At 64.3% G+C, this 21,971-nt stretch carries 18 protein-coding genes and 1 rRNA gene; 4 read left to right on the top strand and 15 right to left on the bottom strand.

Going from position 1 to position 21,971, the window contains the following annotated elements; all coding sequences use genetic code 11:
• Positions 1-4 precede the first annotated feature (4 nt).
• The 3 genes from AC1DMY_RS00095 (at position 5) to AC1DMY_RS00085 (ending at position 4,452) form a co-directional block, all read left to right on the top strand.
• The gene (locus AC1DMY_RS00095) at positions 5-697 is read left to right on the top strand and encodes an HAD family hydrolase (RefSeq protein ID WP_477163029.1); all 693 of its coding nucleotides are present in this window, start codon (positions 5-7) and stop codon (positions 695-697) included.
• A gap of 328 nt (positions 698-1,025) precedes the next feature.
• The gene (locus AC1DMY_RS00090) at positions 1,026-2,405 is read left to right on the top strand and encodes a leucyl aminopeptidase family protein (RefSeq protein WP_477163028.1); all 1,380 of its coding nucleotides are present in this window, start codon (positions 1,026-1,028) and stop codon (positions 2,403-2,405) included.
• Positions 2,406-2,715: 310 nt separating this feature from the next.
• Positions 2,716-4,452: a M1 family metallopeptidase gene (locus AC1DMY_RS00085; RefSeq protein ID WP_477163027.1), complete on the top strand. Its 1,737-nt coding sequence runs from the start codon at positions 2,716-2,718 to the stop codon at positions 4,450-4,452.
• Positions 4,453-4,635: 183 nt separating this feature from the next.
• On the opposite strand, the gene AC1DMY_RS00080 is transcribed toward AC1DMY_RS00085, so the two are convergent.
• The 12 genes from AC1DMY_RS00080 to AC1DMY_RS00025 form a co-directional block, all read right to left on the bottom strand.
• On the bottom strand, positions 4,636-6,897 hold the full coding sequence (locus AC1DMY_RS00080) for a carboxy terminal-processing peptidase (protein WP_477163026.1): 2,262 nt from the start codon (positions 6,895-6,897) through the stop codon (positions 4,636-4,638).
• A 17-nt stretch (positions 6,898-6,914) separates the two neighbouring features.
• The gene (gene lipA, locus AC1DMY_RS00075) at positions 6,915-7,916 is read right to left on the bottom strand and encodes a lipoyl synthase (RefSeq protein ID WP_477163025.1); all 1,002 of its coding nucleotides are present in this window, start codon (positions 7,914-7,916) and stop codon (positions 6,915-6,917) included.
• Positions 7,917-7,926: 10 nt separating this feature from the next.
• On the bottom strand, positions 7,927-8,595 hold the full coding sequence (gene lipB / locus AC1DMY_RS00070; protein WP_477163024.1) for a lipoyl(octanoyl) transferase LipB: 669 nt from the start codon (positions 8,593-8,595) through the stop codon (positions 7,927-7,929).
• Between the two features lie 124 nt (positions 8,596-8,719).
• Positions 8,720-9,007 (bottom strand): YbeD family protein, encoded by a 288-nt coding sequence (locus AC1DMY_RS00065; protein ID WP_046971362.1) that lies wholly within the window; start codon positions 9,005-9,007, stop codon positions 8,720-8,722.
• A 14-nt stretch (positions 9,008-9,021) separates the two neighbouring features.
• Positions 9,022-10,254 (bottom strand): D-alanyl-D-alanine carboxypeptidase family protein, encoded by a 1,233-nt coding sequence (locus AC1DMY_RS00060; protein ID WP_477163023.1) that lies wholly within the window; start codon positions 10,252-10,254, stop codon positions 9,022-9,024.
• A gap of 58 nt (positions 10,255-10,312) precedes the next feature.
• Positions 10,313-11,260 carry a septal ring lytic transglycosylase RlpA family protein gene (locus AC1DMY_RS00055; protein ID WP_477163022.1) on the bottom strand — a complete coding sequence of 316 codons (948 nt, stop codon included), beginning with the start codon at positions 11,258-11,260 and terminating at the stop codon, positions 10,313-10,315.
• Positions 11,257-12,285 carry a lytic murein transglycosylase B gene (gene mltB / locus AC1DMY_RS00050; RefSeq protein ID WP_477163021.1) on the bottom strand — a complete coding sequence of 343 codons (1,029 nt, stop codon included), beginning with the start codon at positions 12,283-12,285 and terminating at the stop codon, positions 11,257-11,259. Before mltB ends, AC1DMY_RS00055 begins: the two co-directional genes overlap by 4 nt.
• 155 nt (positions 12,286-12,440) lie before the next feature.
• Entirely contained in the window at positions 12,441-13,511 is a 1,071-nt protein-coding gene (rodA, locus tag AC1DMY_RS00045) for a rod shape-determining protein RodA (RefSeq protein WP_477164161.1), read from the bottom strand.
• 44 nt (positions 13,512-13,555) lie between these two features.
• A complete protein-coding gene (gene mrdA, locus AC1DMY_RS00040; protein ID WP_477163020.1) occupies positions 13,556-15,571 on the bottom strand; it encodes a penicillin-binding protein 2 in 2,016 nt (671 codons plus the stop codon).
• 4 nt (positions 15,572-15,575) lie between these two features.
• Positions 15,576-16,061: a rod shape-determining protein MreD gene (gene mreD / locus AC1DMY_RS00035; protein WP_046971368.1), complete on the bottom strand. Its 486-nt coding sequence runs from the start codon at positions 16,059-16,061 to the stop codon at positions 15,576-15,578.
• Entirely contained in the window at positions 16,058-17,056 is a 999-nt protein-coding gene (gene mreC / locus AC1DMY_RS00030; protein WP_477163019.1) for a rod shape-determining protein MreC, read from the bottom strand. The genes mreD and mreC overlap by 4 nt, the downstream gene beginning before the upstream one ends.
• A gap of 26 nt (positions 17,057-17,082) precedes the next feature.
• Positions 17,083-18,129 carry a rod shape-determining protein gene (locus AC1DMY_RS00025; protein ID WP_046971370.1) on the bottom strand — a complete coding sequence of 349 codons (1,047 nt, stop codon included), beginning with the start codon at positions 18,127-18,129 and terminating at the stop codon, positions 17,083-17,085.
• Between the two features lie 282 nt (positions 18,130-18,411).
• Here AC1DMY_RS00025 and AC1DMY_RS00020 point away from each other — a divergent pair, with 282 nt between their 5' ends.
• Positions 18,412-19,347 (top strand): carbohydrate kinase family protein, encoded by a 936-nt coding sequence (locus AC1DMY_RS00020; protein WP_441605055.1) that lies wholly within the window; start codon positions 18,412-18,414, stop codon positions 19,345-19,347.
• A 61-nt stretch (positions 19,348-19,408) separates the two neighbouring features.
• On the opposite strand, the gene glpK is transcribed toward AC1DMY_RS00020, so the two are convergent.
• The 3 genes from glpK to rrf all read right to left on the bottom strand — a co-directional run bounded on the left by glpK (position 19,409) and on the right by rrf (position 21,970).
• The gene (gene glpK, locus AC1DMY_RS00015; protein WP_477163018.1) at positions 19,409-20,908 is read right to left on the bottom strand and encodes a glycerol kinase GlpK; all 1,500 of its coding nucleotides are present in this window, start codon (positions 20,906-20,908) and stop codon (positions 19,409-19,411) included.
• A gap of 63 nt (positions 20,909-20,971) precedes the next feature.
• A complete protein-coding gene (locus AC1DMY_RS00010; protein WP_477163017.1) occupies positions 20,972-21,532 on the bottom strand; it encodes a TIGR00645 family protein in 561 nt (186 codons plus the stop codon).
• 329 nt (positions 21,533-21,861) lie between these two features.
• A 5S ribosomal RNA gene (gene rrf, locus AC1DMY_RS00005) occupies positions 21,862-21,970 on the bottom strand.
• Position 21,971 lies beyond the last annotated feature (1 nt).

The raw sequence follows: 21,971 nt of genomic DNA, 5'->3' as shown, positions 1-21,971 counted from the left end.
GCACGTGCGCATCCGCGCCCTGACGCTCGACCTGGACGACACCTTGTGGCCGGTACTGCCGGCCCTGGAGCGTGCCGACCGCGATCTGGATGCGTACCTGCGCCAGCACTATCCGAACGTCGCGCGCGCATGGCCCATCCCGGCCATGCGCGCGCTGCGTGCCGAGGTCGCTGCCGAGCGCACCGACCTGGCCCACGACTTCACCGCGCAACGCCATATCACCATGCAACGGGCCTTCACTGCCTGCGGCATCGACGAGGCGCCGCTGGAAACGTTGTGGGAGGTCTACTTCTCGGCGCGCAACAGCGTCGAGCTCTATCCCGACAGCCTGCCCGCCCTCCAGCGCCTCGCTGGACGCTGGCCGGTGGTCAGCCTCACCAACGGCAATGCCGACCTCGATCGCATCGGCATCCGCGAACACTTCGCGCACCACATCTGCGCCCGCGACACCGGCATCGCCAAACCCGATGCACGCATTTTTGTTGCCGCCGCCGAGCACCTCGGGCTGCGGCCTGAAGAAATCCTCCACGTTGGCGACGATCCGGAACTGGACGTCGTCGGCGCCCGCGATGCGGGCCTGCGCACCGCCTGGATCAATCGCCACGGGCACCCCTGGCCCGGCCTCCTCGGCACCGCCCCTGACCTCGACCTGCGCGATATGAGTGCGCTGGTGGATTGGTTGGAGGCACAGGGCTGATAGACCCCACTGTAGGAGCGCACTCTGTGCGCGACCAACCTACGGAGCGGTACACCCCAACCCCGCGGTCGTGCACAAGGTGCGCTCCTACAAGGGAACACGCAGACCCGCTTTTTCTGTGGGAGCGCACCCTGTGCGCGACAAACCTACGGAGCGGCACACCCCTGCGTGGCCGTCGCGCACAGGGTGCGCTCCCACAGAGGTCAGCGCCACGCGGGGAAACCAGGCTCCCACCCAAATACCGTCTCGCCCCCGCCTCCAAAAGCGCGCATCATTGAGCATCACCAAAAGCCCACCGCGCCCGCATAGCCGCCGCGCAAGGAATTCCATGTCCGTCCTGATCGAACGCAAAGCCGGCGAGCGCCAGAGCATCGCCCTCGAGACCACCGACACCCAGCACCTAGCCGCCACCAAACGCCGCCTCACCGCCGCGCAGCGCCGCTGGGTAGCCGACTCAGGGTTCGAGGCCGCGCCCGGCACGTTCGCGCTGATTGCGGATGAGAGCGGCAAACTGGTGCGCGTGCTGGTCGGCGTCGATGCCAGCGATGCACTGAGTGCGCTGGGCGCGCTGCCGCGCACGCTGCCGGAGGCCACCTATCACCTCGCCGACGAGGGCGTGTTGAAGGACAAGCTGCAGGCCGCGCTGGGCTGGGCGATGGGCGCCTACGAATTCACCCGCTACCGCAAGGCGCGCCGCGCGCCGGCCAAGCTCGCCATCGCCGCCGCGGACCTCGCGACGCTGCTGCCGCTCGCGGAGGCCACCACCCTGGTGCGCGACCTGGTCAACACACCGACCGAGGACATGGGCCCCAAGCACCTCGCCGACGCGGTCAAGCAGCTGGGCAAGACGCACAAGGCCAAGGTGCGCGAATGGGTGGGCGATGAACTGCTCTCCGCCAACTTCCCCACCATCCACGCCGTGGGCCGCGCCAGCCATCGCTCGCCGCGACTGATCGAACTGAACTGGGGCAAGAGCAGCGATCCGAAGATCGCCGTGGTCGGCAAGGGCGTGTGCTTCGATACCGGCGGCCTGGATCTGAAGCCCGCCGACGGCATGCGCTGGATGAAAAAGGACATGGGCGGCGCCGCCCACGCGATCGCGCTGGCCGGCCTGATCATGCAGGCCAAGCTGCCGGTGCGCCTGCAGCTGCTGATCCCCGCCGTGGAGAACGCGGTGTCGGGCGCGGCAATGCGCCCGGGAGAAGTCATCACCACGCGCGCCGGCATCACGGTGGAAGTGGACAACACCGACGCCGAAGGTCGCCTGGTGCTGTGCGACGCGCTCACCTATGCAGGCGAGCAGAAGCCGGACCTGATCATCGACTACGCCACTCTCACCGGCGCGGCGCGCATTGCGCTCGGCCCCGACGTGCCTGCGCTGTTCGCCAACAACGATGACGCGGCCGACGGCGTGATCGCCGCCGGCCGCGCGGTAAACGATCCGCTGTGGCGCCTGCCGCTGTGGCGCCCGTATCGCAAGATGCTGGAATCGTATCTGGCCGACATCGCCAACTCCGGTGCGTCGCGCCACGCCGGCGCCATCACCGCGGCACTTTATCTGGAGCGCTTCGTTCCCGAGACCACGCCCTGGCTGCATCTGGATACCTACGCGTGGAACGATGCCGACCGCCCCGGCCGGCCGCGTGGTGGTGAGGCGCTCGGACTGAGGGCGTTCTTTGCGTTCCTGCAGCAGCGTTACAAGCGCTGAGTCGTTACCGACATCGGCATGAAGAAGGCGACGCACTGCGTCGCCTTTTTTGTGCGCCCCTCTGGGATACCCCTGTAGCAAACCCCTGTGGGAGCGCACCCTGTGCGCGACGCGGCGCACCATCGGTCTCTCATGCCAGGATTTTTGCGGGGCGATGACCGACTGCACAGACAACATCACCGCCGCGTCGCGCACAGGGTGCGCTCCCACAGGGGGCTCCCGCAGGGTCTGCCACCTGCGTCCTGATGCAGCTCGGTGACAGCGCTTCGATCGACTGGCATCCTCCGCGTGTTCACCACAAGGCCTTCCCATGACGCGTCTGCGCCCACTCACACTCGCCCTTTGTCTCGCGCTTTGCGCCGCGACCCACGCTGAAGACGCCCAGCCATCCGCACAATCAGCACTGACCGAACAAACGCTCCGCTCCGGCGGCCAAATGCCCGCCGAACAGCAGCGCGTGAACTTCGATCACGCCGAGTTGCATTTCACTGTGGATATCGCGCAGCAAAGCATCGATGCCGACGCGCGCCTGAGCTTCAGCGCGCGCGAAGCAACCGACACCTTGCTGCTCGATCTCGATCCGAACCTCGCCATCTCGCAGCTCTCCATCAACGGCAAGACGCTGGCCAATGACAAGTGGAGCAATCCCGATGGCCGCCTGCGCATCGCACTGCCCAAGCCACTCGCCAAGGGCGAAAAGGTCCTCGTCGATATCCGCTATGGCGGCAAGCCGCATGTAGCCAAGAAGGCACCGTGGGATGGCGGCTTTGTATGGAGCCACACCGACGACGGCCAACCGTGGATCGCCACGGCGGTGGAAGGCGAAGGCTGCGATCTGTTCTGGCCGTGCATCGATCATCCGCAAGGCAAGCCCGATCTGGTCGATACCTATGTCACCGTACCCAAAACGCTGGCAGCGCCAGGCAATGGCGTGCTGGTCGACCTCAAGGAACATGGCGACACGCACACGTATCACTGGCGTGCGAAACACCCGACTACTTATGCCATCTCACTGAACATCGGTCCGTTCGACGTGTTGAAGGGCGACTACCGCAGCCGCTACGGCAACACCATCCTGATGCAGATGTGGTATTTGCGCGGCCACGAGGCACAGGCCAAGCAGCTGTTCGCCGAATTCCCGCGCATGCTCGACTTCTTCGAGCGCGAGATTGGTCCCTACCCGTTTGGCGACGAGAAGATGGGCGTGGTGGAAACACCGCACCTGGGCATGGAACACCAGACCATCAACGCCTATGGCAACGGTTATCCGCGCGGCGAATATGGCTTCGACTGGCTGCTGCAGCACGAGTTCTCGCACGAGTGGTTCGGCAACCAGCTGACCAACGCCGACTGGGACGACATGTGGCTGCACGAAGGCTTCGGCACCTATATGCAGCCGCTGTACGGCCAGTATCTCTACGGCGACATGCCGTATTTCTCGATGCTGCAGAACGAACGGAGCCTGGTGAAGAACGCCTATCCCATCGTGGCAGGGCACAGCCAGTACGAGGAAGACGTCTACGACGCCAAGCGTGGCCCCGGCAACGACATCTACAACAAGGGCTCGCTGATGCTGCATACGTTGCGGCAGATGATCGGCGACGAGGCCTTCTTCGAAAGTATCCGGCGCCTGGTGTATGGCCGCCCCGATCCCAAGCCCGGCAACTTCACGCCGCACTACGCGACCACGCACGACTACATCGAGATCGTGAACCAGGTGAGCGGCCGTGATCTCAACTGGTTCTTCGATGTGTATCTGCGCGAAGCCGCCCTGCCGAAACTGGAGACGCGCCAGGAAGGCAACCTGCTCACGCTGCACTGGCAGGTGCCGCACGACAAGCCTTTTCCGATGCCGGTGGAGGTGCAGGTGGGCGACAAGCTGCTGACCGTTCCCATGAATGGCGGCAACGCCAGCATCGCGGCGCCCGCCGGGGCGCTGGTGATCATTGATCCCCGCAGCAAGCTGCTGCGCGAGATGCCGCATTTTGCGGATTACCAGCAGTGGAAGAAAGAGCAGGCGGAGAAGAAGGCGAAGGCGGCGAAATAGGTCCCTGCGGAGCCCAACCCTGTGGGAGCGCACCCTGTGCGCGACGGCCACGCCGCGATGTTCCGCTCCGTAGGTTTGTCGCGCACAGGGTGCGCTCCCACAGAAAAGCGCGACTGAGGTTGCTGAAACTTCAAAAAGAAAAGGCGGCCATCGGCCGCCTTTTCTTCGTCAAACCCAACCCCGTCAGTGCGCCGCTGGACTCTGCGGCTGTGCCTTCTCAGGCGCCGCCGCGGCAGTGTTGGCGCTGATGTTCGAGTACTTGCCACCATACGGCAGCACTTCCGCCGCCAGCTTCGCATCGCCCTTGATCAGGCCGGCCGCGTCGAACAGGATGTGCGCGGTTTCGTCGAGCTGCGGATCGGCCGCCTTCTTGGCGTCCTTCTCCTGCTTCAGCTCGCTCTTGAGGCTGCGCTCGTTGGCGTTGAGGCCATCGTCCACGGCGAGGTTGTCATCGTCGTCCACTGCATTGCCGTCGATCGCCTTGTGGCGGGCGCGGAAATCAGCCTGGATGGCGTCCAGATCCTTGCGCTCGGTTTCGCGCTGGGCGAAGTTGAGCGAGATGGTGGTCTTGTCGCGCATCTTGCGGTACTGCGCCAGCTCGTCGAGCATCAGCTTCCAGCCCGGCGACTTCGCGGTGCGCGCGTCGTGCCTGGTCTGCAGCTGGTTCAAGTACGCCTTGAGGTCGGCCACCGGCTTGTAGTCAGCCGGCGCGATCTGCGTCCACGGCAGCGCGTTGTCGTACGTCGACTCGCCGAAGTCCTTCTCGTCGCCGTTCTTGGGGAACTGGATATCCGGCGTCACGCCCTTCAGCTGGGTGGAACCGCCATTGATGCGGAAGAATTCCTGGATGGTCATCTTCAGCTCGCCGTACTGCGGCTTCTCGCTGTTGTTGCGGGTGAAGCGGTCAAGGTCCACCAGGTTCTGCACGGTGCCCTTGCCGAAGGTCGGCTGGCCGATGATCAGACCACGGCCGTAGTCCTGGATCGCCGCGGCAAAAATCTCCGAGGCCGAAGCCGAACCACGATTGACCAGCACAGCCATCGGACCGCTCCAGGACATGCCCGGCTCGTCGTCGCCCTGCACCTGCACTTCGCCGCGCGCATCGCGCACCTGCACCACCGGGCCCTGGTCGATGAACAGACCGGTGAGCTCGTTGGCTTCGGCCAGCGAACCGCCGCCGTTGTTGCGCAGATCGATCACCACGCCTTCCACGTTCTCAGCCTTCAGCTCGCCGAGCAGCTTGGCCACGTCGCGGGTGGCGCTCTTGAAATCCTTGTCGCCTTCGCGGCGCGCGCCGAAATCGGAATAGAAGCTCGGCAGATCGATCACGCCGATCTTGCGCGTGACGCCAGCGTCCTTGATCTCGATGACCTTCTTTTTGGCGGCCTGCTCTTCGATGCTGACCTTCTGGCGCACCATGCTGACCAGCTCGTGCTTGCCGTCCACGCCCGCATCGGCCGGGAGGATTTCCAGGCGAACGGTGGTGTCCTTCTTGCCGCGGATGCGCTTGACCACGTCATCCACGCGCCAGCCGATCACGTCGACCATCGGGCCGCTGGTGCCTTCGCCGACGGCAACCACGCGGTCGCCCACGTGCACCTTGCCCGACTTGGCGGCCGGGCCGGCCGGCACGATTTCGCGGATCGCGGTGTACTCGTCGCGCGTCTGCAGCACCGCGCCGATGCCTTCCAGCGACAGCTTCATCGAGATGTCGAAGTTTTCCGCCGCACGGGGGCCGAGGTAATCGGTGTGCGGATCGGTGGACTCGGCATAGGAGTTCATGAAGGACTGGAACGCATCCTCGCCGTCGAGCTGCTTCACGCGGTCGATGTAGCCGGCGTAGCGCTTGTCCAGCGTCTTGCGGATGTCGTCATCGGTCTTGCCGGCGAGCTTCAGGCGCAGCCAGTCGTTCATGGTGCGCTCGCGCCACAAGGTGTCGAGCTCGGCCTGATCCTTGGGCCACTCGGCCTTCTTGCGGTCGTAGTTGTAGCTCTCGTTGGTGTTCAGATCGAAGCCCTGCTTGAGCAGGCTGCGCGCATAGGTCATGCGCTCGATCGCACGCGTGATGTACAGGTTGAACATCGAGAACGGACCGGTCAGGTCCTGGTTCCAGATGGCATCGTCCATCTGCGTCTTCAGCGGCGCGAACTTGGCCAGGTCGGCCTGCGTGAAGAACACCTTCTCGCCGTCGAGGCTGTCGACGTAGGCCTTGTAGATCTTCTGCGACATCGCATCGTCGAGCGGCTTCGCGTCGTAATGGAAGCGCGTGAGGAAGCGAGCGGAAAGCTGCGCCGCCTGTGCCTGCGTGACGGAGGGCTTGAGCGGCAGCGTGGAGAACTTGCGCGGTGCGTTGTCACCGGCGAGATCGGCAGCGGACTGCGCGTGGACACCGACGCCGGTGACGGCAAGGGCAAGCAACAGGGCAAGCGAGGGGCGCAGTTTCATAGGGTCTCGGGAAGCTCTCAGGCGTGCTCGGTGACACCTGCGGCGTGAGCCTGCAGGTCAGCGTGGTAGGACGAACGCACCAGCGGACCGGACGCGACGTGATGGAAACCCATCGCTTCGCCGGCTTCGCGCAGTTCGTTGAACTCGTCCGGCGTCCAGTAGCGGACCACCGGGTGGTGATGCGGCGTGGGCTGCAGATACTGGCCGATGGTAATCATGTCCACATCGTGCGCACGCAGATCGCGCATGGTCTCCAGCACCTGCTCCATCGTCTCGCCCAGGCCCAGCATGATGCCGGACTTGGTCGGCACGTCCGGATGCTGCGCCTTGAAGCGCTTGAGCAAGTCCAGCGACCACTGGTAATCGGCGCCCGGACGCACTTCGCGATAGAGGTGCGGCACGGTTTCCAGGTTGTGGTTGAACACGTCCGGCGGGAAGTCCTTCAACACTTCCAGCGCGCGCTCCATGCGGCCCTTGCCGCGGAAGTCGGGCGTGAGGATTTCGATCTTGATGTCCGGCGCGGCATGACGCGTGGCACGGATGCACGCAGCGAAATGCTCGGCGCCGCCGTCGCGCAGGTCGTCGCGATCCACCGAGGTGATCACCACGTACTTCAAGCGCATGTCGCGGATGGTCTCGGCCAGGCGCGCCGGTTCCAGCGGATCGGGCGCGGCCGGGCGGCCATGGGCCACGTCGCAGAACGAGCAACGGCGGGTGCAGACCTCGCCGAGGATCATGAAGGTGGCGGTGCCCTTGCTGAAGCACTCGTGGATGTTCGGGCACGAGGCTTCCTCGCACACCGTCACCAGCGAGTTCTCGCGCAGGCGCGATTTCAGCTGCTGCACGGCGTTGCCCTGCGGCAGGCGCACGCGGATCCAGCTCGGCTTGCGCAGCGTCGGCACGGTCGTGTCGAAGCCGGCTCGGTTGAGCCCGATCTTGTCGTTGCCCAATTGCTTCTCGACACCGGTGGTGCCGACGACGCTGATCGGGATGACTTTGGAAGTGGAGATTTCGCTCATGTAGGCCAGCTCAGACCGCTACGCGAGCGGGTAGTTCAGGGAGTATGGGGGGCGCCGCCTCGGCGACGAATCCGAACTGGTGGCAGAACTCCTCCACCAGGGCGTCCTCGACGTCCGAAAGGCGCGACGGACCACCCAAGTCTAGCACTTGCGTGACCGCCAAGTCCTTGTAACCGCACGGATTGATGCGGTGATACGGCTCGAGATCCATGTTTACGTTGAAGGCCAGGCCGTGGAAGCTGCAGCCCCGCCGCACGCGCAGGCCCAACGCCGCCACCTTGGCGCCCGCCACGTAGACGCCGGGGGCGCCCTCGATGCGCTCGGCGCCGATGTTCCAGTGGCCCATCGTGTCGATGATGGCCTGCTCGATCTTGTTGACCAGCTCGCGCACGCTGACTCCGACGCGACGCAAGTCGATCATCGGATAAGCCACGATCTGGCCCGGGCCGTGATAGGTCACCTGGCCGCCGCGATCGACATGGATGACCGGGATATCGCCCGGCGCCAGCACGTGTTCGGTCTTGCCGGCCTGGCCGAGCGTGAACACCGGATCGTGTTCCAGCAGCCACAGTTCGTCCGGGGTGTCAGGCCCCCGGTTATTGGTGAATTGGCTCATCGCCTCCCAGGTCGCCTCGTAGGGCTGGCGACCGAGACGACGAACTTTGAGCGGCAAGGACATGGGGAATGGCCTGGGGACGGAAGTGATTATCTGCGGTCGTGAGACCACCCTTGCAAGGGCTGGAAGTCACTGAAAGGCCGGCGGGCACGGTGGCCCGCCAGGCCTGGGCGTCTCGCCACCGGCGTTACAGCGTGTAGCGGATATCCGGGTCGGCCCGCAGCGAGGCATGCGCCTCGTCGTACTGCTCGCGCGACTCGGCGCGGAAGCTCACCGTCACCGAGATGAAGTTGCCTTCGCGCGAATGGCGGTGCTTGACCGTCTCATGCAGCACGTGCACGCCGATGCCTTCGAGGATCTGCGGCACGCGGGCCTGCAGATCCGCGCTGGCGTTGCCCATGGCGGTGATCTCGAATTCGCCGGGGAACTGGAAGCCCTGGCCCTCTTGGGCCTCGATGGAGTCGATATCGCGCATCAGTGCCACCTCCCTCACTTCTTTTCGTCAGGCTTCTTGTCGCTATGGAACCACAGCATGATGCTGTCCCACAGGCGGCCGAAGAAGCCGGCCTGCGGCGCATCGGCCAGCGCCACCAGCGGAACGTTCTGCACCGGCTGGCCGTCCAGCGTGACGCGCAGCGTGCCGACCTGCTGGCCCTTGGTGAACGGCGCCACCAGCGTTGCCGGGACGTCCAGCGTGGCCTGCAGCTTGTCGTAGTCGCCGCGTTTGACGGTGACCAGCACGTTGTCGCTCACGCCCAGCGGCAGCTGGTTGGACTGACCCTTCCACAGGCGCGGCGTGGCCAGCGGCTTGCCGCCGTCATACAGCTTGTGCGTCTCATAGAAACGGAAACCGTAGCTCAGCAGCGCCATGGCGGCGTCCGCACGCGTCTTCTCGTTGGTCGAGCCCATCACGATGGCGATCATGCGCGAATCGCCCTGCTTGGCCGAGGCAGCCAGGCAGAAACCCGCGGCGGCCGTGTGGCCGGTCTTGATGCCATCGACGGTGGGATCGCGCCACAGCAGCAAGTTGCGATTGTGCTGCTTGATGCCGTTCCACTCGAAATCCTTGATCGCCGAGATCGCATAGTCCTCGGGGAAATCGTGGATCAGCGCGCGCGACAGCAGCGCGATGTCGCGTGCGGTCGAGTAGTGATTGGCGATCGGATAACCCGACGAATTCTGGAAATTCGAATTGGTCATGCCCAGCTGCTTGGCATAACCGTTCATCAGGCCGGTGAAGGCCTGCTCCGAACCGGCGGTGTGCTCGGCCAGCGCAATGGCGGCGTCGTTGCCGGACTGGATGATCAGGCCGTACAGCAGATCCTTCAGCGGCACCTGGCTGTTGAGCTTGAGGAAGCTGGTGGAACCGTCGGTGCCGGCACCGCCGCCGCGCCACGCGTTCTCGCTGATGGTGACCGGGTCGGCCATGTGGATCTTGCCGTTGGCCACCTCGGCCGAGACCACGTAGTCGGTCATGATCTTGGTGAGCGAGGCCGGCTCCACGCGCATATCGGGTTCTTTCGACGCGAGCACCTGGCCGGTGGCGTAATCCATCAGCACCCAGCTCTTGCCGTCCACATCCGGCGGCGGCGGCACCGGGGCCTCGGGCGTCACCGGACGCGGCACCGGAACGGGCTTGGGCGGGGTCTGCTGGGCAACGGCCGTGCCGACGACCAGGGCGGCCACGGCAAGCGAGGAGAGGGTACGGCGGATCAGGTTCATCGTTCGATTCGGTCCAATGGCTATCGCGACGCCAAGGCGCCGCAAGAATTTCAATACATCAGTCTACCGCGACCTGCGGCCGGGGCAGCCCCATGCCTTCGATTCGCGTGGTCACATCGTCGGCCTGGTCGACGCTGGCGAGCGGGCCCACCCGCACGCGCCGGATACTGCGGCCGTTGATTTGCGCATCCACCACCTGTACCGGCGCAAAATTCGCCGATCGCAGTTGCTGCGCGACGCGCTCGGCGTTGACCGTGTCGGAGAATGCGCCCACCTGCAGAAAAATACCTGGCCCGGGACTGGCAGGTTTGGGCGGCGGCGGTGGCGGCGGCAGGGTCTGGGCAGTCAACGGCTGCGACGGATCGATCGCGCGCACTTCCACCAGCCCCGTACCCTTGGGCCATACGCCGATGCGCACGGCGGCGGCATAGGACAGATCGATCACGCGGTTCTCGTGGAACGGGCCGCGATCGTTGATGCGCACGATCACGCTCTTGCCGTTTTCCAGGTTGGTCACGCGCGCATAGCTGGGGATCGGCAGCGTCTTGTGCGCAGCGCTGAACTGGTACATGTCGTAGTCCTCGAGACTGGACGTCTTGTACCCGTGGAATTTATTGCCGTAGAACGAGGCAATGCCGCGTTCCACATAGCCGTTGGGCGAAGCCAGCACGTTGTAGCTCTGGCCCAGCACGGTGTAGGGCGACTTGTTGCCGTACAGCGCGCGCGGCTCGATTTTCGGCACCGGCTCGGGCAGCTTGGCGATGACTTCCGGCGGCGGGCCCACGGGCACGCTGTCGTTGTCGTCGCGATAACGGCTGCTCTGCGGGCGGCTGGTGTCGTCATTGACGCCGCCGCGCGAGGACGAGGACGAGCCGCCGCTGCTACCCGACGAGTAAGGCCCGCGCGACGAGCCACTGGCGTGACTTGAGGAGGGACGGGTCTTGCCGCCACTGCAACCGGCCAGCAGCGCCATCAACAAAAGTGGCAGCGCAAGCCGCCAGGTCATTGCGTGGTATCCATCCCGGTGTTCCCCTGGCCGTTGGCCCCTTGGGCAATCGCCTGCGCCAGCTGGTGCACCGCCAGCGCGTAGAGCGGACTGCGGTTGTACGTGGTGATCACGTAGAAATTCTGGAAGGTGTACCAGTACTCCATGCCATCGGCGCCCTGCAGCGACTGCAGGCTGGTGGGCTGCCCGGGATTGAGCGACTGCACGGGCGCGTAGCCCCACGCTTCGAGCTGCTCGAGCGGCCATTGCGGTTTGGAGTCCTTGACGGAAATGGGCTTGGCGGCGCTGTCGGCACGGGCAGGCGCGGCCACCAGGCCACCGGTCTGCCAGCCGTGCTTGGCAAAGTAATTGGCGACGCTGGCGAAGATATCGGGCAACGAGTTCTTCAGGTCGATGCGGCCATCGCCATCGGCGTCCACGCCAAAGTCGCGGATGCTTTCAGGCATGAATTGCCCCCAGCCCTGCGCGCCCGCGTACGAACCGGTAAGCGTGTCGACGGGACCGGCCAGATGGTTCTCCGGCAATTCCAGCAATACCTTCAGCTGCTGGCGGAAATAGGTGGCGCGCGGCGGGTAATACAGCCCCAGCGTCACCAGCGCATCGAGCACCTTGTACTTGCCGGTGATGCGGCCATAAGAGGTTTCCACGCCGACGATGGCCACGATGTACTCGGGCGGCACGCCGTACTGCTTGCCGATACTGTCCAGCAGGGCGCGATGCTCGCGATAGAACGCGATGCCGTCATTGATGCGCTGGGGGGTGAGGAAGATCGGCCGGTAATCTTTCCACGGCTTGGCCTCGGCCGGACGGCTGATCGCATCGAGGATGCTCTGCTGCTTCTTCGCGCCATCCAGCAAGGCATTGAGCGAGGCGCTGCTTTTGCCGGTATCGCGGGCCACTTCGCTGACCAGCTGATCCTGTCCGGGATGGGTTTGCGCGAAGACCGGCATGCATGCCGCGGCGACGAATAGGCCCAGCGCGGCGATAAGGCGACGAGTCGGGAGCGACGCGGGAATCGAGGGCATGAATGACTTCGCTGTCGTAAACGGCTACGGGCGAAGCCTAGCATGCGATGCGGAGAAAACAGGCGTTTTCGCGACAACCAGTCGCGCACAGGGTGCGCTCCCACAAAGGGGGCCGACACTGTGGGAGCGCACCCTGTGCGCGACTGGATGTGCCGCTACCTGTGAATCTTCCGATTCGCATAAATCGACATCAGCACGCCAAAGCCCGTCAGCAGCGACACCGCCGACGTACCGCCGTAACTGATCAGCGGCATCGGCACACCCACCACCGGCAACATGCCGGCCACCATGCCGCCGTTGACGAACACATACACGAAGAAGCTCATGCCGATGGCGCCGGCCAGCAGTCGCGAATAGGTATCGCGCGCTTCCATCGCAATCCACAGGCAGCGGCCGATGATGAAGGCATAGAGCAGCATCACGCCGATCACGCCAGCCAGGCCGAATTCTTCGGAGAACACGGCGAAAATGAAGTCGGTGGTGTGCTCGGGCAGGAAGTCCAGGCGCGACTGCGTGCCATGCTGCCAGCCCTTGCCGACCAGACCGCCCGAACCCACCGCAATCTGCGACTGAATGATGTGCCAGCCGTTGCCCAGCGGATCGGATTCGGGATCGAGCAGCGTGCGCACACGATTGCGCTGGTATTCGTGCAGGAAATGCCAGGCCACCGGAATCATGCCGCCGACCACGGCGAGCAGGCTGCCGATCTTCCACCAGCGCATGCCCGACAGGAACAGCGCGAACGCACCGGCGGCGGAGACCAGCAAGGCAGTGCCGAGATCGGGCTGTTCCGCAATCAATCCGGCCGGTATCGCGATCAGGATGCCGACCACCACGATGTCCTTCCAGCTCGGCGGCAGCTGCCGCGGATGCAGGTACCAGGCCACCATCATCGGCATGGTGAGCTTGAGCAGTTCCGATGGCTGGAACGACATCACGCCAAGGTTCAACCAGCGCTTGGATCCGCTGCGGACCTCGCCGATACCGGCGACCACCAGCAGCAGGAATACGCTCCCGGCGAACAGCCACGGCGTCCAGGTGCGCAAGGTCTGCGGCGGAATGCGCGAGATCAGCATCACCAGCACGCCACCCATCACAAAGCGCGCCGCCTGCCCACCGATCATCGCCATATTGCCGCCACTGGCGCTATACAGCGTGACCAGACCCACGCAGGCCAGCGTGATCAGGCCCAGGGCAAGCGGGATGTCCATGCGCGGCCGCTTCATCACACGGCGCACGAGGTTCACCAGGCGTACCTGCAATTCGTCGATCACGGGTTGCCTCCGTCGTCGGGTGCCGCTGAGCTGGCGCTTTCGGCGGGCATGGCGGACAAGTCGGCAGGCGTTGCCACCGGCGTGTCTTCAGGTAGTTCCGCAGCGCTCGACGGCGAGGCTGGGCCACCTTCTGGCGTATTCGACGGCGGCACCGGGCCACCGGTGGAGGCAAGCCATGCCTCCATCACCTTGCGCACGATGGGGCCAGCGTCTGCCGCGCCCCAGGCGCCGGATTCGAGCATCGCCACGACGGCGATTCGTGGCGCTTCCGTGGGTGTGTAGGCGATGAACCAAGCACGATGTCGCGTTGCCAGATAGGCCAAGTTCTTGTTGGTGTCGTACTCGTTGCTGCGACGGGAGAAGCGTTCCGCCGTACCGCTCTTGCCTGCCACCCTGAGCGGAAATCCCTTGAATACGCCGGCCTGTTGAGCCGTTCCGCCCTGGCCATACACGACGGCCTCCATGCCCTGGTTCACCACATCCCAGTCCTGGGGCTTGCGGATCAGCGAGGGTCCGGACGGCGGATTCGGCAAGGGGATCGGGTGCTCCTTCACAGCGGAGGTCGCCATGACCAGACGTGGCGCGTAAGGCGTGCCGTGTCCCGCAAACGTGGCCGTGGCATGCGCCAACTGCAGCGCAGTGACAGTCCAGTAGCCCTGGCCAATGCCCGCGATGATGGTTTCGCCTTGGAACCATGGAAATTTGCTGCGTGTCGCCTTCCATTCGCGCGACGGCAAAATACCTTCAGATTCACCAAGCAGATCGATGCCGGTCTTCTTGCCGAAACCCAAGCTACCCATCCAGCTCGCCAGTCGATCGATGCCCATGTCCAGGGCGAGTCGATAGAAATACGTGTTCGTCGACTTCTCGATGGCCCGCACCATATTCACCGTGCCATCGCCGCCACGCGTGTCATCGCGATAGCAGCGCTGCTGCCCTGGTATGCAGAACTCACCCGTCGACAGCACCGTATCTTCCGGACGGCGAACGCCAAGCTCCAATCCACCCAACGCCAGAAACGGCTTCACGGTCGAGCCCGGCGGATACGCACTCTTCAGCGCGCGATTGAGCAACGGTTTGTCTTCGGCGTTCATGTAGCCGGTGTAGTCGGCCTTGCTGATGCCGTTGACGAACAGGTTCGGATCGAAACTCGGCACGCTGGCCATGGCCAACACCTGGCCATTGCGCGGATCGATCGCCACGGCCGAGCCCGGCCGCCCCTGGAACGCATCGGTGGCCGCCTTCTGCACTCGCGCGTCGATGCTCAGGTAAAGATTTTTGCCCGGGATGGGCGCATGGGTTTCCAGCACACGCTGCACGCGACCGTCGGCGTTGACTTCGACCAGCTCGTAACCGGGCTCGCCATGCAGCATGTCTTCATACGAACGCTCCAGCCCGCTGCGTCCGACGTGGCTGGTGCCCTTGTAGCGATCGGCATCGAGCCGGTTCATGTCGTCGGTGTCGATGCGGCTCACGTAGCCCACCACATGGGCGAACAACGGACCGTACGGGTAGCGGCGAGTCAGGTACGGCACCACGTCGAGCCCCGGGAAACGCCAGCGATTGATGGCGAAACGGGCAATCTCATCTTCGGTGAGGTGCAATTTCAACGGCACGCTGTCGAAGCGGCGATTCTGCTTGAGCTGCTTCTTGAACGCGTCGATGTCGCCATCGTCCAGCGGCACGACCTCGCGCACGGCGGCCAGCATCGCTGGCAGGTCCTTCACTTGCTCGGGCACCACTTCCAGGCGGAATGCGGGCACGTTGTCGGCAAGCAGCACGCCGGAGCGGTCAAAGATCAGGCCACGCGCCGGCGGAATCGCGCGCGGCTTCACGCGGTTGTTTTCCGAACGCAGCGCAAATTCGTCGTGACGCTGCACCTGCAGGTACTGGTAGCGCGCCACCAGCGTGCCCAGGCCGATCAGAATCAGCGCAAAGCCGACCATGGCGCGCACGCGGAACAGCGCGGCTTCGCCACGCGTGTCCTTGATGGAGCGTCGCCGTATGGCCATGGCGTTACTGGATGCGCAGGCGCATGCGCAGGTCGTCCATGAGCAGGAACAGGAACGGCCACAACGCTGCGCCGACAAACGGCGAAATCCACCACGTCATCGGCGGCAATGCATCGCCGGCGAAGGTGCGCACGATCAGCAGCAAGATGCGGTCGTTCAGCAGCAAGGCCAGCACGGCCAGCGTCTGCTGCCACATGGGGAAGAAACGCAGGCGCGAACGGAAGCGCAGCGCAATGAACACCAGCGCGCACAGGCGCATGGCCTGCTCACCCAGTAGCACGCCGTCGAGCAGATCCGCGCACAGGCCGATGATGAAGGCCATGCCCAGCGTCACCCGGTCGCCCGATTCCAGCGCCCAGTACAGCAGGAACAAGGCCGGCCAATACGGCTTGAACGGCTGCAGCGGCGCCGGCAGCGGAATCAGCATGGAGAGCACGGCGAACACCAGGGTGCCCACGAACCACAGCAGACTGACGCGTGGTTTGCTCATGGCTGCACCGGCGGATTCGTCGTTGAAGGCTGAGTCTGCGCCGGCGTGACGCTGGCACGCGGCGGAGCTGCCGCACTGGCAGCGGGTGCCGGTGCTGGAGCCAGGTCAGCAGGCGGCCCGACCTCTGCCGCGGGCGCCGGCGGTCCGGCGGGCTCGGCAAGATCGTGCAGGATCAAAACGTTGTCGCTGCGATCCAGATCCGCCGCAGGACGGGCGCGACCTTCCAGGAACAGGCCCGATGCGGCCGGTTCCACGCTGCGGATTTCGCCGACCGGGAAGCCTGGCGGGAAGCGACCGCCCAAGCCGGACGAGAGCAGCTTGTCACCCGGATGCACGTCCGATGCCATCGAAATATTCGGCAGACTCAACAGGTCGCCGTCGCGCGTGCCGTAAGCCACGGTGCGCAGGCCGGTGCGTTCGATCACCACTGGAATGGCGCTATCGGGATCGGTCACCAGCATCACCAGCGAGGTGCGCGGCATCACTTCCACCACCTGCCCCATCACGCCGTGAGCGTCGATCACCACCTGGCCCGGCTTCACGTCGTCATGCGAACCCACGTTGACCAGCATGCGATGGCGGTAGGCGCCCAGGTCCACGTTGATCACGCGGGCCAGCTGCACGTTGAGGTCAAGGCTGTGCTGGGTATCGAGCAATTGCTTGAGGCGCTCGTTCTGCTCGGCCACGGCCGCCATGCGGTTGAGCTTGGCGTTTGCCAGCAGCAGGTCTTCGCGCAGACGCTGGTTCTGCTCGGTGAGCATCTTGCGGTCGGAAAAGGCCACGCTGAGCGTATGCATGCCGGACGCCGGCAGGCTGGCCAACCGGTACACCGGCTCGACCAACACCGAGGTGGCATAGCGCAGCCGCCAGATCCAGCCGTTGCGATGGTCGAGCACCATCAGCACCATGGCCAGCGCTAAATAGAGAATGAGCCTGAGGGTACCGGCAACGGTACCGGCAAACAGGGGCGAGGATTCCTCGCGCGCAAGCGCCATGGCCTAACCCGCCCCTGTCGTGTGGGTTACTCGGGAGCGAAGAAGTCGCTGCCGTGCTGATCGATCAGCTCCAGCGCCTTGCCACCGCCACGGGCCACACAGGTCAGCGGCTCATCGGCCACCTGCACGTGCAGGCCGGTTTCCTCGGAAATGAGGCGATCCAGGTCGCGCAGCAGTGCGCCACCGCCGGTGAGCACGATGCCGCGCTCGGCCACGTCGGAGCACAGTTCCGGCGGGGTCTGCTCGAGGGCCGACTTCACCGCCGCCACGATGCCAGACAGCGGCTCGTGCAGCGCTTCCAGCACCTCGTTGGAGTTGATGGTGAACATGCGCGGCACGCCCTCGGCCAGGTTACGGCCCGAGATCTCGATTTCCTTCACATGCGTCTGCGGGAACGCGCAGCCGATTTCCAGCTTGATGCGCTCGGCCGTGGACTCACCGATCAGCGTGCCGTGGTTGCGGCGCACGTAGTTGATGATGGCCTCGTCGAAACGGTCGCCGCCCACGCGCACGGACTGCGAGTAGACGATGCCGTTGAGCGAGATCACCGCCACTTCGGAGGTGCCGCCACCGATGTCCAGCACCATCGAGCCGCGCGCCTCATGCACCGGGATACCGGCGCCGATCGCCGCAGCCATGGGTTCTTCGATCAGGAACACGTCGCGCGCGCCGGCGCCTTCGGCCGATTCCTTGATCGCGCGGCGCTCCACCTGGGTGGAGCCGCAGGGTACGCAGACCAGCACGCGCGGGCTCGGACGGAGCATGCGCGACTTGTGCACCTGCTTGATGAAGTGCTGCAGCATGGCCTCGGTCATCGAGAAGTTGGCGATCACGCCATCCTTCATCGGACGCACCGTGGCGATGTTGCCTGGGGTTCGGCCCAGCATCTTCTTGGCGTCGCTGCCCACTGCGGCGACCGCGCGCGGACCACCCGGGCCACGGTCCTGACGGATCGCGACCACCGATGGTTCGTTCAGGACGATGCCCTGTCCCCTTACATAAATAAGGGTGTTGGCCGTGCCTAGGTCGATCGAAATATCGTTGGAGAAAAAGCCGCGAAACTTCTTGAACATGGGTCCGCCGTAGTCCGGCTGTGGCTAAAAAGTAAGCGGGCCAGTCTAGTCAGCATGCACCAGGACCGCAAGGACATTCTCGTTAAGAAAGCCTTTGTTTACGCTGTGATATGAGACTTTTACGTGTCTTTTGTCTGACTTTACGGAACCGGTCGAGCACGCCGTCAGGCGCAGGAACATCGCGGTTGAGTCAAGTTACCGGTATGATCGGGAACTTTGAGCCAGGCAGGCGCAAGCGCCGCCCGGACTGCCACTTCATCTGCCAGGGACCATCCTCGCATCATGTCAGCCGTCATTTGTGGATCGCTTGCCTACGACACCATCATGGTGTTCCAGGATCAGTTCAAGAATCACATCCTGCCCGATCAGGTTCACATCCTGAACGTGTCGTTCCTGGTGCCGCGCATGCGCCGCGAATTCGGCGGTTGTGCGGGCAACATCGCCTATAACCTGAAGCTGCTGGGCGCCGACCCGCTGCCGGTGGCCACGGTGGGCCAGGATTTCGGTCCGTACCAGGTCCATATGGAAAAGTGCGGCATCCGCATGGATTACGTGCGCGTGTTCGATGACCAGTTCACGCCGCAGTGCTTCATCACCACCGATCTGGACAACAACCAGATCACCGCCTTCCATCCAGGCGCCATGCTGAGCGCGCACACCAACCACGTGCGCGACATCCCTGACATCAGCTTCGCCATCGTGGCTCCTGACAGCCGCGACGCCATGCTGCAGCATGTGGACGAATTCTCCGCGCGCGGCGTGCCGTTCATCTTCGACCCGGGCCAGGCCATGCCGCTGTTCGACGGCGCCGAGTTCCGCGCGATGATCGAGAAAGCCACCTACGTGATCGTCAACGATTACGAATCGCAGCTGCTGCAGCAGCGCACCGGCTGGAGCGCGCAGGAGATCGCCTCGCGCGTGAAGGCCTATATCGTCACGCTCGGTCCGCGCGGCTCGCAGATCTATACCGACGGCACCATCCACGAGATCCCGCCGGCACGCGAACGCCAGGTAATCGATCCGACGGGCTGTGGCGACGCTTATCGCGCCGGCCTGATCTTCGGCATCATGAAGGGCAAGGACTGGCCGACAGTGGGCCGCATGGCTTCGCTAATGGGTGCGCTGAAGGTAGAGCATCCGGGCACGCAGAATCAGCACTTCGACTACGCGTCGTTCTCCAAGGAATTCGAAGAGCAGTTCGGCTACGCGATCGGCTGACCGCTCGTCGTTCCGATGCGAACCAACAGCGAGGCCTCCACCATGGAGGCCTCGTCTGTTTTCAGCCCACGCGAAATCCCATGGTGGCGTTCACGGCCTCCTGCCAGCCGCGATAGAGGCCGTCCCGTTCGGGTTCGCGCATCTGCGGTTCGAAGCGGCGATCCACCTGCCACAAGCTGGCGATCTCCTCGCAGCTCTGCCAGAAGCCGATGGCCAAGCCCGCCAGATACGCAGCGCCGAGCGCCGTGGTTTCCTGCACGCGCGGGCGCAGCACCGGCACGCCGAGCATGTCGCTCTGGAACTGCGCCATGAAATCGTTGGAGATGGCGCCGCCGTCGGCGCGCAGTTCCTTCAACAAGATGCCCGCATCCGCTTCCATCGCCGTGAGCACGTCACGCGACTGGTAGGCCATCGATTCCAGCGCGGCGCGCACAAAGTGCTCCTTGGTGGTGCCGCGGCTCAAGCCGAATACCGCTCCGCGCACGTCGCTGCGCCAATAGGGCGCGCCGAGGCCCACAAAGGCCGGCACCATGTAAACACCATCGCTTGAGGCTACGCGCTCCGCATAGGCCTGTGAGTCGGATGCCTTGCCCAGCATGCGCAGGCCGTCGCGCAGCCACTGGATCACCGAGCCGGCGACGAAGATGCTGCCTTCCAGCGCATAGTCCACCCGCTCGCCCAGCTGCCAGGCAATGGTGGTGAGCAGACCGTGCGTCGACGATACGGCTTGCTCACCCGTATTCATCAGCATGAAGCAGCCGGTGCCATAGGTGTTCTTGGCCATGCCGGGACTGAAGCAGGCTTGCCCGAACAGCGCCGCCTGCTGGTCACCCGCTACTCCGGCGATCGGTACGCTCGCACCGAAGAACTGGGCAGGCGCCGTATGGGCGTAGACCTCGCTGCTCGATCGCACCTCGGGCAACATTGCACGGGGGATATTGAGCATGGCGAGCAGGTCGTCGTCCCAGCAGCGACGATGGATGTCGTACAGCAGCGTGCGGGCGGCGTTGCTTACGTCGGTGACGTGCGTGGTACCACCACTGAGATTCCAGATCAGCCAGCTGTCGATGGTGCCAAACAGCAGCTCGCCGTTTTCCGCGTGCTGCTGCGCACCCTCCACGTGATCGAGGATCCAGCGGAGCTTGGTCGCCGAGAAATAGGCATCAATCAACAGGCCTGTGCGCTCGCGGACGAGTTCTTCGTGCCCGGCCTGTTGCAGCTGCTCGCAGATATCCAGGCTTTGGCGCGATTGCCAGACGATCGCGTTATGAATGGGCTGGCCGGTCGCCCGGTCCCACACCACAGTGGTTTCGCGCTGATTGGTGATGCCGATCGCGGCCACCTCGCCGAGATCCACCTGTGTATTCGCAAGCAGCTCCGTCACGGTGACCAAGACGCTGGTGAGGATCTCGCGTGGGTTGTGCTCGACCCAGCCCGGCTGCGGAAAGATCTGGGCGAATTCGCGCTGCGCGACGCCGACGACCGATCCCGAATGATCGAACAGGATCGCCCGCGAGCTCGTCGTTCCCTGATCAAGGGCAAGGATGTAGCGCTTTTCCACGTCTGCCGGCCCCTGCTGCGCTTGGCTGATAGGCCAAGCGTAGCAGTTCGATCCGCGACGACGTCAGTGCGCGGCGGCCTTGTCGCCCGGCTGCATGATGCGATCGATGAAGGCCAGGGCCAGCGCAGACACCACGAACGCCAGGTGCAACAGCACCTGCCACTTGATGGTCTCGGCATTGAGCGTATCGGCCTTGATGAAGGTCGCTAGCAAGTGGATCGACGAGATGCCGATGATGGCCATCGCCAACTTCACTTTCAGCACCGTCGCATTCACATGCGAAAGCCATTCCGGCTGATCGGGATGACCTTCCAGCTTCAGGCGCGACACGAAGGTCTCGTAGCCGCCGACGATCACCATCACCAGCAAGTTGGAAATCATCACCACATCAATCAGGCCGAGCACAGTCAGCATGATGGTCGTCTCGGCGCTCTCCGCACCGGCACCTTCGGCAACGTGACCGAGCAACGTGGTGTCGATGAGATGCCACAGCTCGCGTATGAACTGCACCACGTAGATCGCCTGGGCGGCAATCAAGCCCAGATACAGCGGCAACTGCAGCCAGCGGGAAGAGAAAATCAGATAGGAAAGCGGACCAAGGCGGCTCTGCTGGGGAGTCGTCATACGCGTCACATGATCGGTAGGGGATCTCTGATCATCGCAAATTCGTGCGCCAGGCGGCATCCCACTTCGCGTACTCATTCAGGCGCAGGCAAGACGATCGCGCCATGGCCGCGTGATCCACGCGCCAACTGCTGCCCAGCAGCGTTTGGACGTCCATTCGAACGCCCACCGGCAGGGAGCGGAATGCCGATGCCGGCCAAATCCTCTGCCAAGAAGCCGACTCGCCGGGCAAAAAACAGCTGTTTTTATGGGCTTTTCAGCACGAATTGTTTTCAAAACGCACAAAGACAAACGCCTTCCCGGATGGGAAGGCGTTTGAGGGATAAAGCCCCTGGCGGTGACCTACTCTTGCATGAGAATTCACACTACCATCGGCGCAGCTGCGTTTCACTTCCGAGTTCGGGATGGGATCGGGTGGGGCCACAGCGCGCCACAGCGC

Source organism: Dyella sp. 01L423 (genome assembly GCF_056399945.1).
Note: the sequence above shows the minus strand (reverse complement) of the source record. Positions and strands in the feature narration are given on the sequence as shown.

Coding starts and splice junctions, on each gene's coding strand:
- AC1DMY_RS00090 (WP_477163028.1), top strand. CDS start 1,026: ATGTCCGTCCTGATCGAACGCAAAGCCGGCGAGCGCCAGAGCATCGCC.
- AC1DMY_RS00085 (WP_477163027.1), top strand. CDS start 2,716: ATGACGCGTCTGCGCCCACTCACACTCGCCCTTTGTCTCGCGCTTTGC.
- AC1DMY_RS00080 (WP_477163026.1), bottom strand. CDS start 6,897: ATGAAACTGCGCCCCTCGCTTGCCCTGTTGCTTGCCCTTGCCGTCACC.
- lipA (WP_477163025.1), bottom strand. CDS start 7,916: ATGAGCGAAATCTCCACTTCCAAAGTCATCCCGATCAGCGTCGTCGGC.
- lipB (WP_477163024.1), bottom strand. CDS start 8,595: ATGTCCTTGCCGCTCAAAGTTCGTCGTCTCGGTCGCCAGCCCTACGAG.
- AC1DMY_RS00065 (WP_046971362.1), bottom strand. CDS start 9,007: ATGCGCGATATCGACTCCATCGAGGCCCAAGAGGGCCAGGGCTTCCAG.
- AC1DMY_RS00060 (WP_477163023.1), bottom strand. CDS start 10,254: ATGAACCTGATCCGCCGTACCCTCTCCTCGCTTGCCGTGGCCGCCCTG.
- AC1DMY_RS00055 (WP_477163022.1), bottom strand. CDS start 11,260: ATGACCTGGCGGCTTGCGCTGCCACTTTTGTTGATGGCGCTGCTGGCC.
- mltB (WP_477163021.1), bottom strand. CDS start 12,285: ATGCCCTCGATTCCCGCGTCGCTCCCGACTCGTCGCCTTATCGCCGCG.
- rodA (WP_477164161.1), bottom strand. CDS start 13,511: ATGAAGCGGCCGCGCATGGACATCCCGCTTGCCCTGGGCCTGATCACG.
- mrdA (WP_477163020.1), bottom strand. CDS start 15,571: ATGGCCATACGGCGACGCTCCATCAAGGACACGCGTGGCGAAGCCGCG.
- mreD (WP_046971368.1), bottom strand. CDS start 16,061: ATGAGCAAACCACGCGTCAGTCTGCTGTGGTTCGTGGGCACCCTGGTG.
- mreC (WP_477163019.1), bottom strand. CDS start 17,056: ATGGCGCTTGCGCGCGAGGAATCCTCGCCCCTGTTTGCCGGTACCGTT.
- AC1DMY_RS00025 (WP_046971370.1), bottom strand. CDS start 18,129: ATGTTCAAGAAGTTTCGCGGCTTTTTCTCCAACGATATTTCGATCGAC.
- AC1DMY_RS00020 (WP_441605055.1), top strand. CDS start 18,412: ATGTCAGCCGTCATTTGTGGATCGCTTGCCTACGACACCATCATGGTG.
- AC1DMY_RS00010 (WP_477163017.1), bottom strand. CDS start 21,532: ATGACGACTCCCCAGCAGAGCCGCCTTGGTCCGCTTTCCTATCTGATT.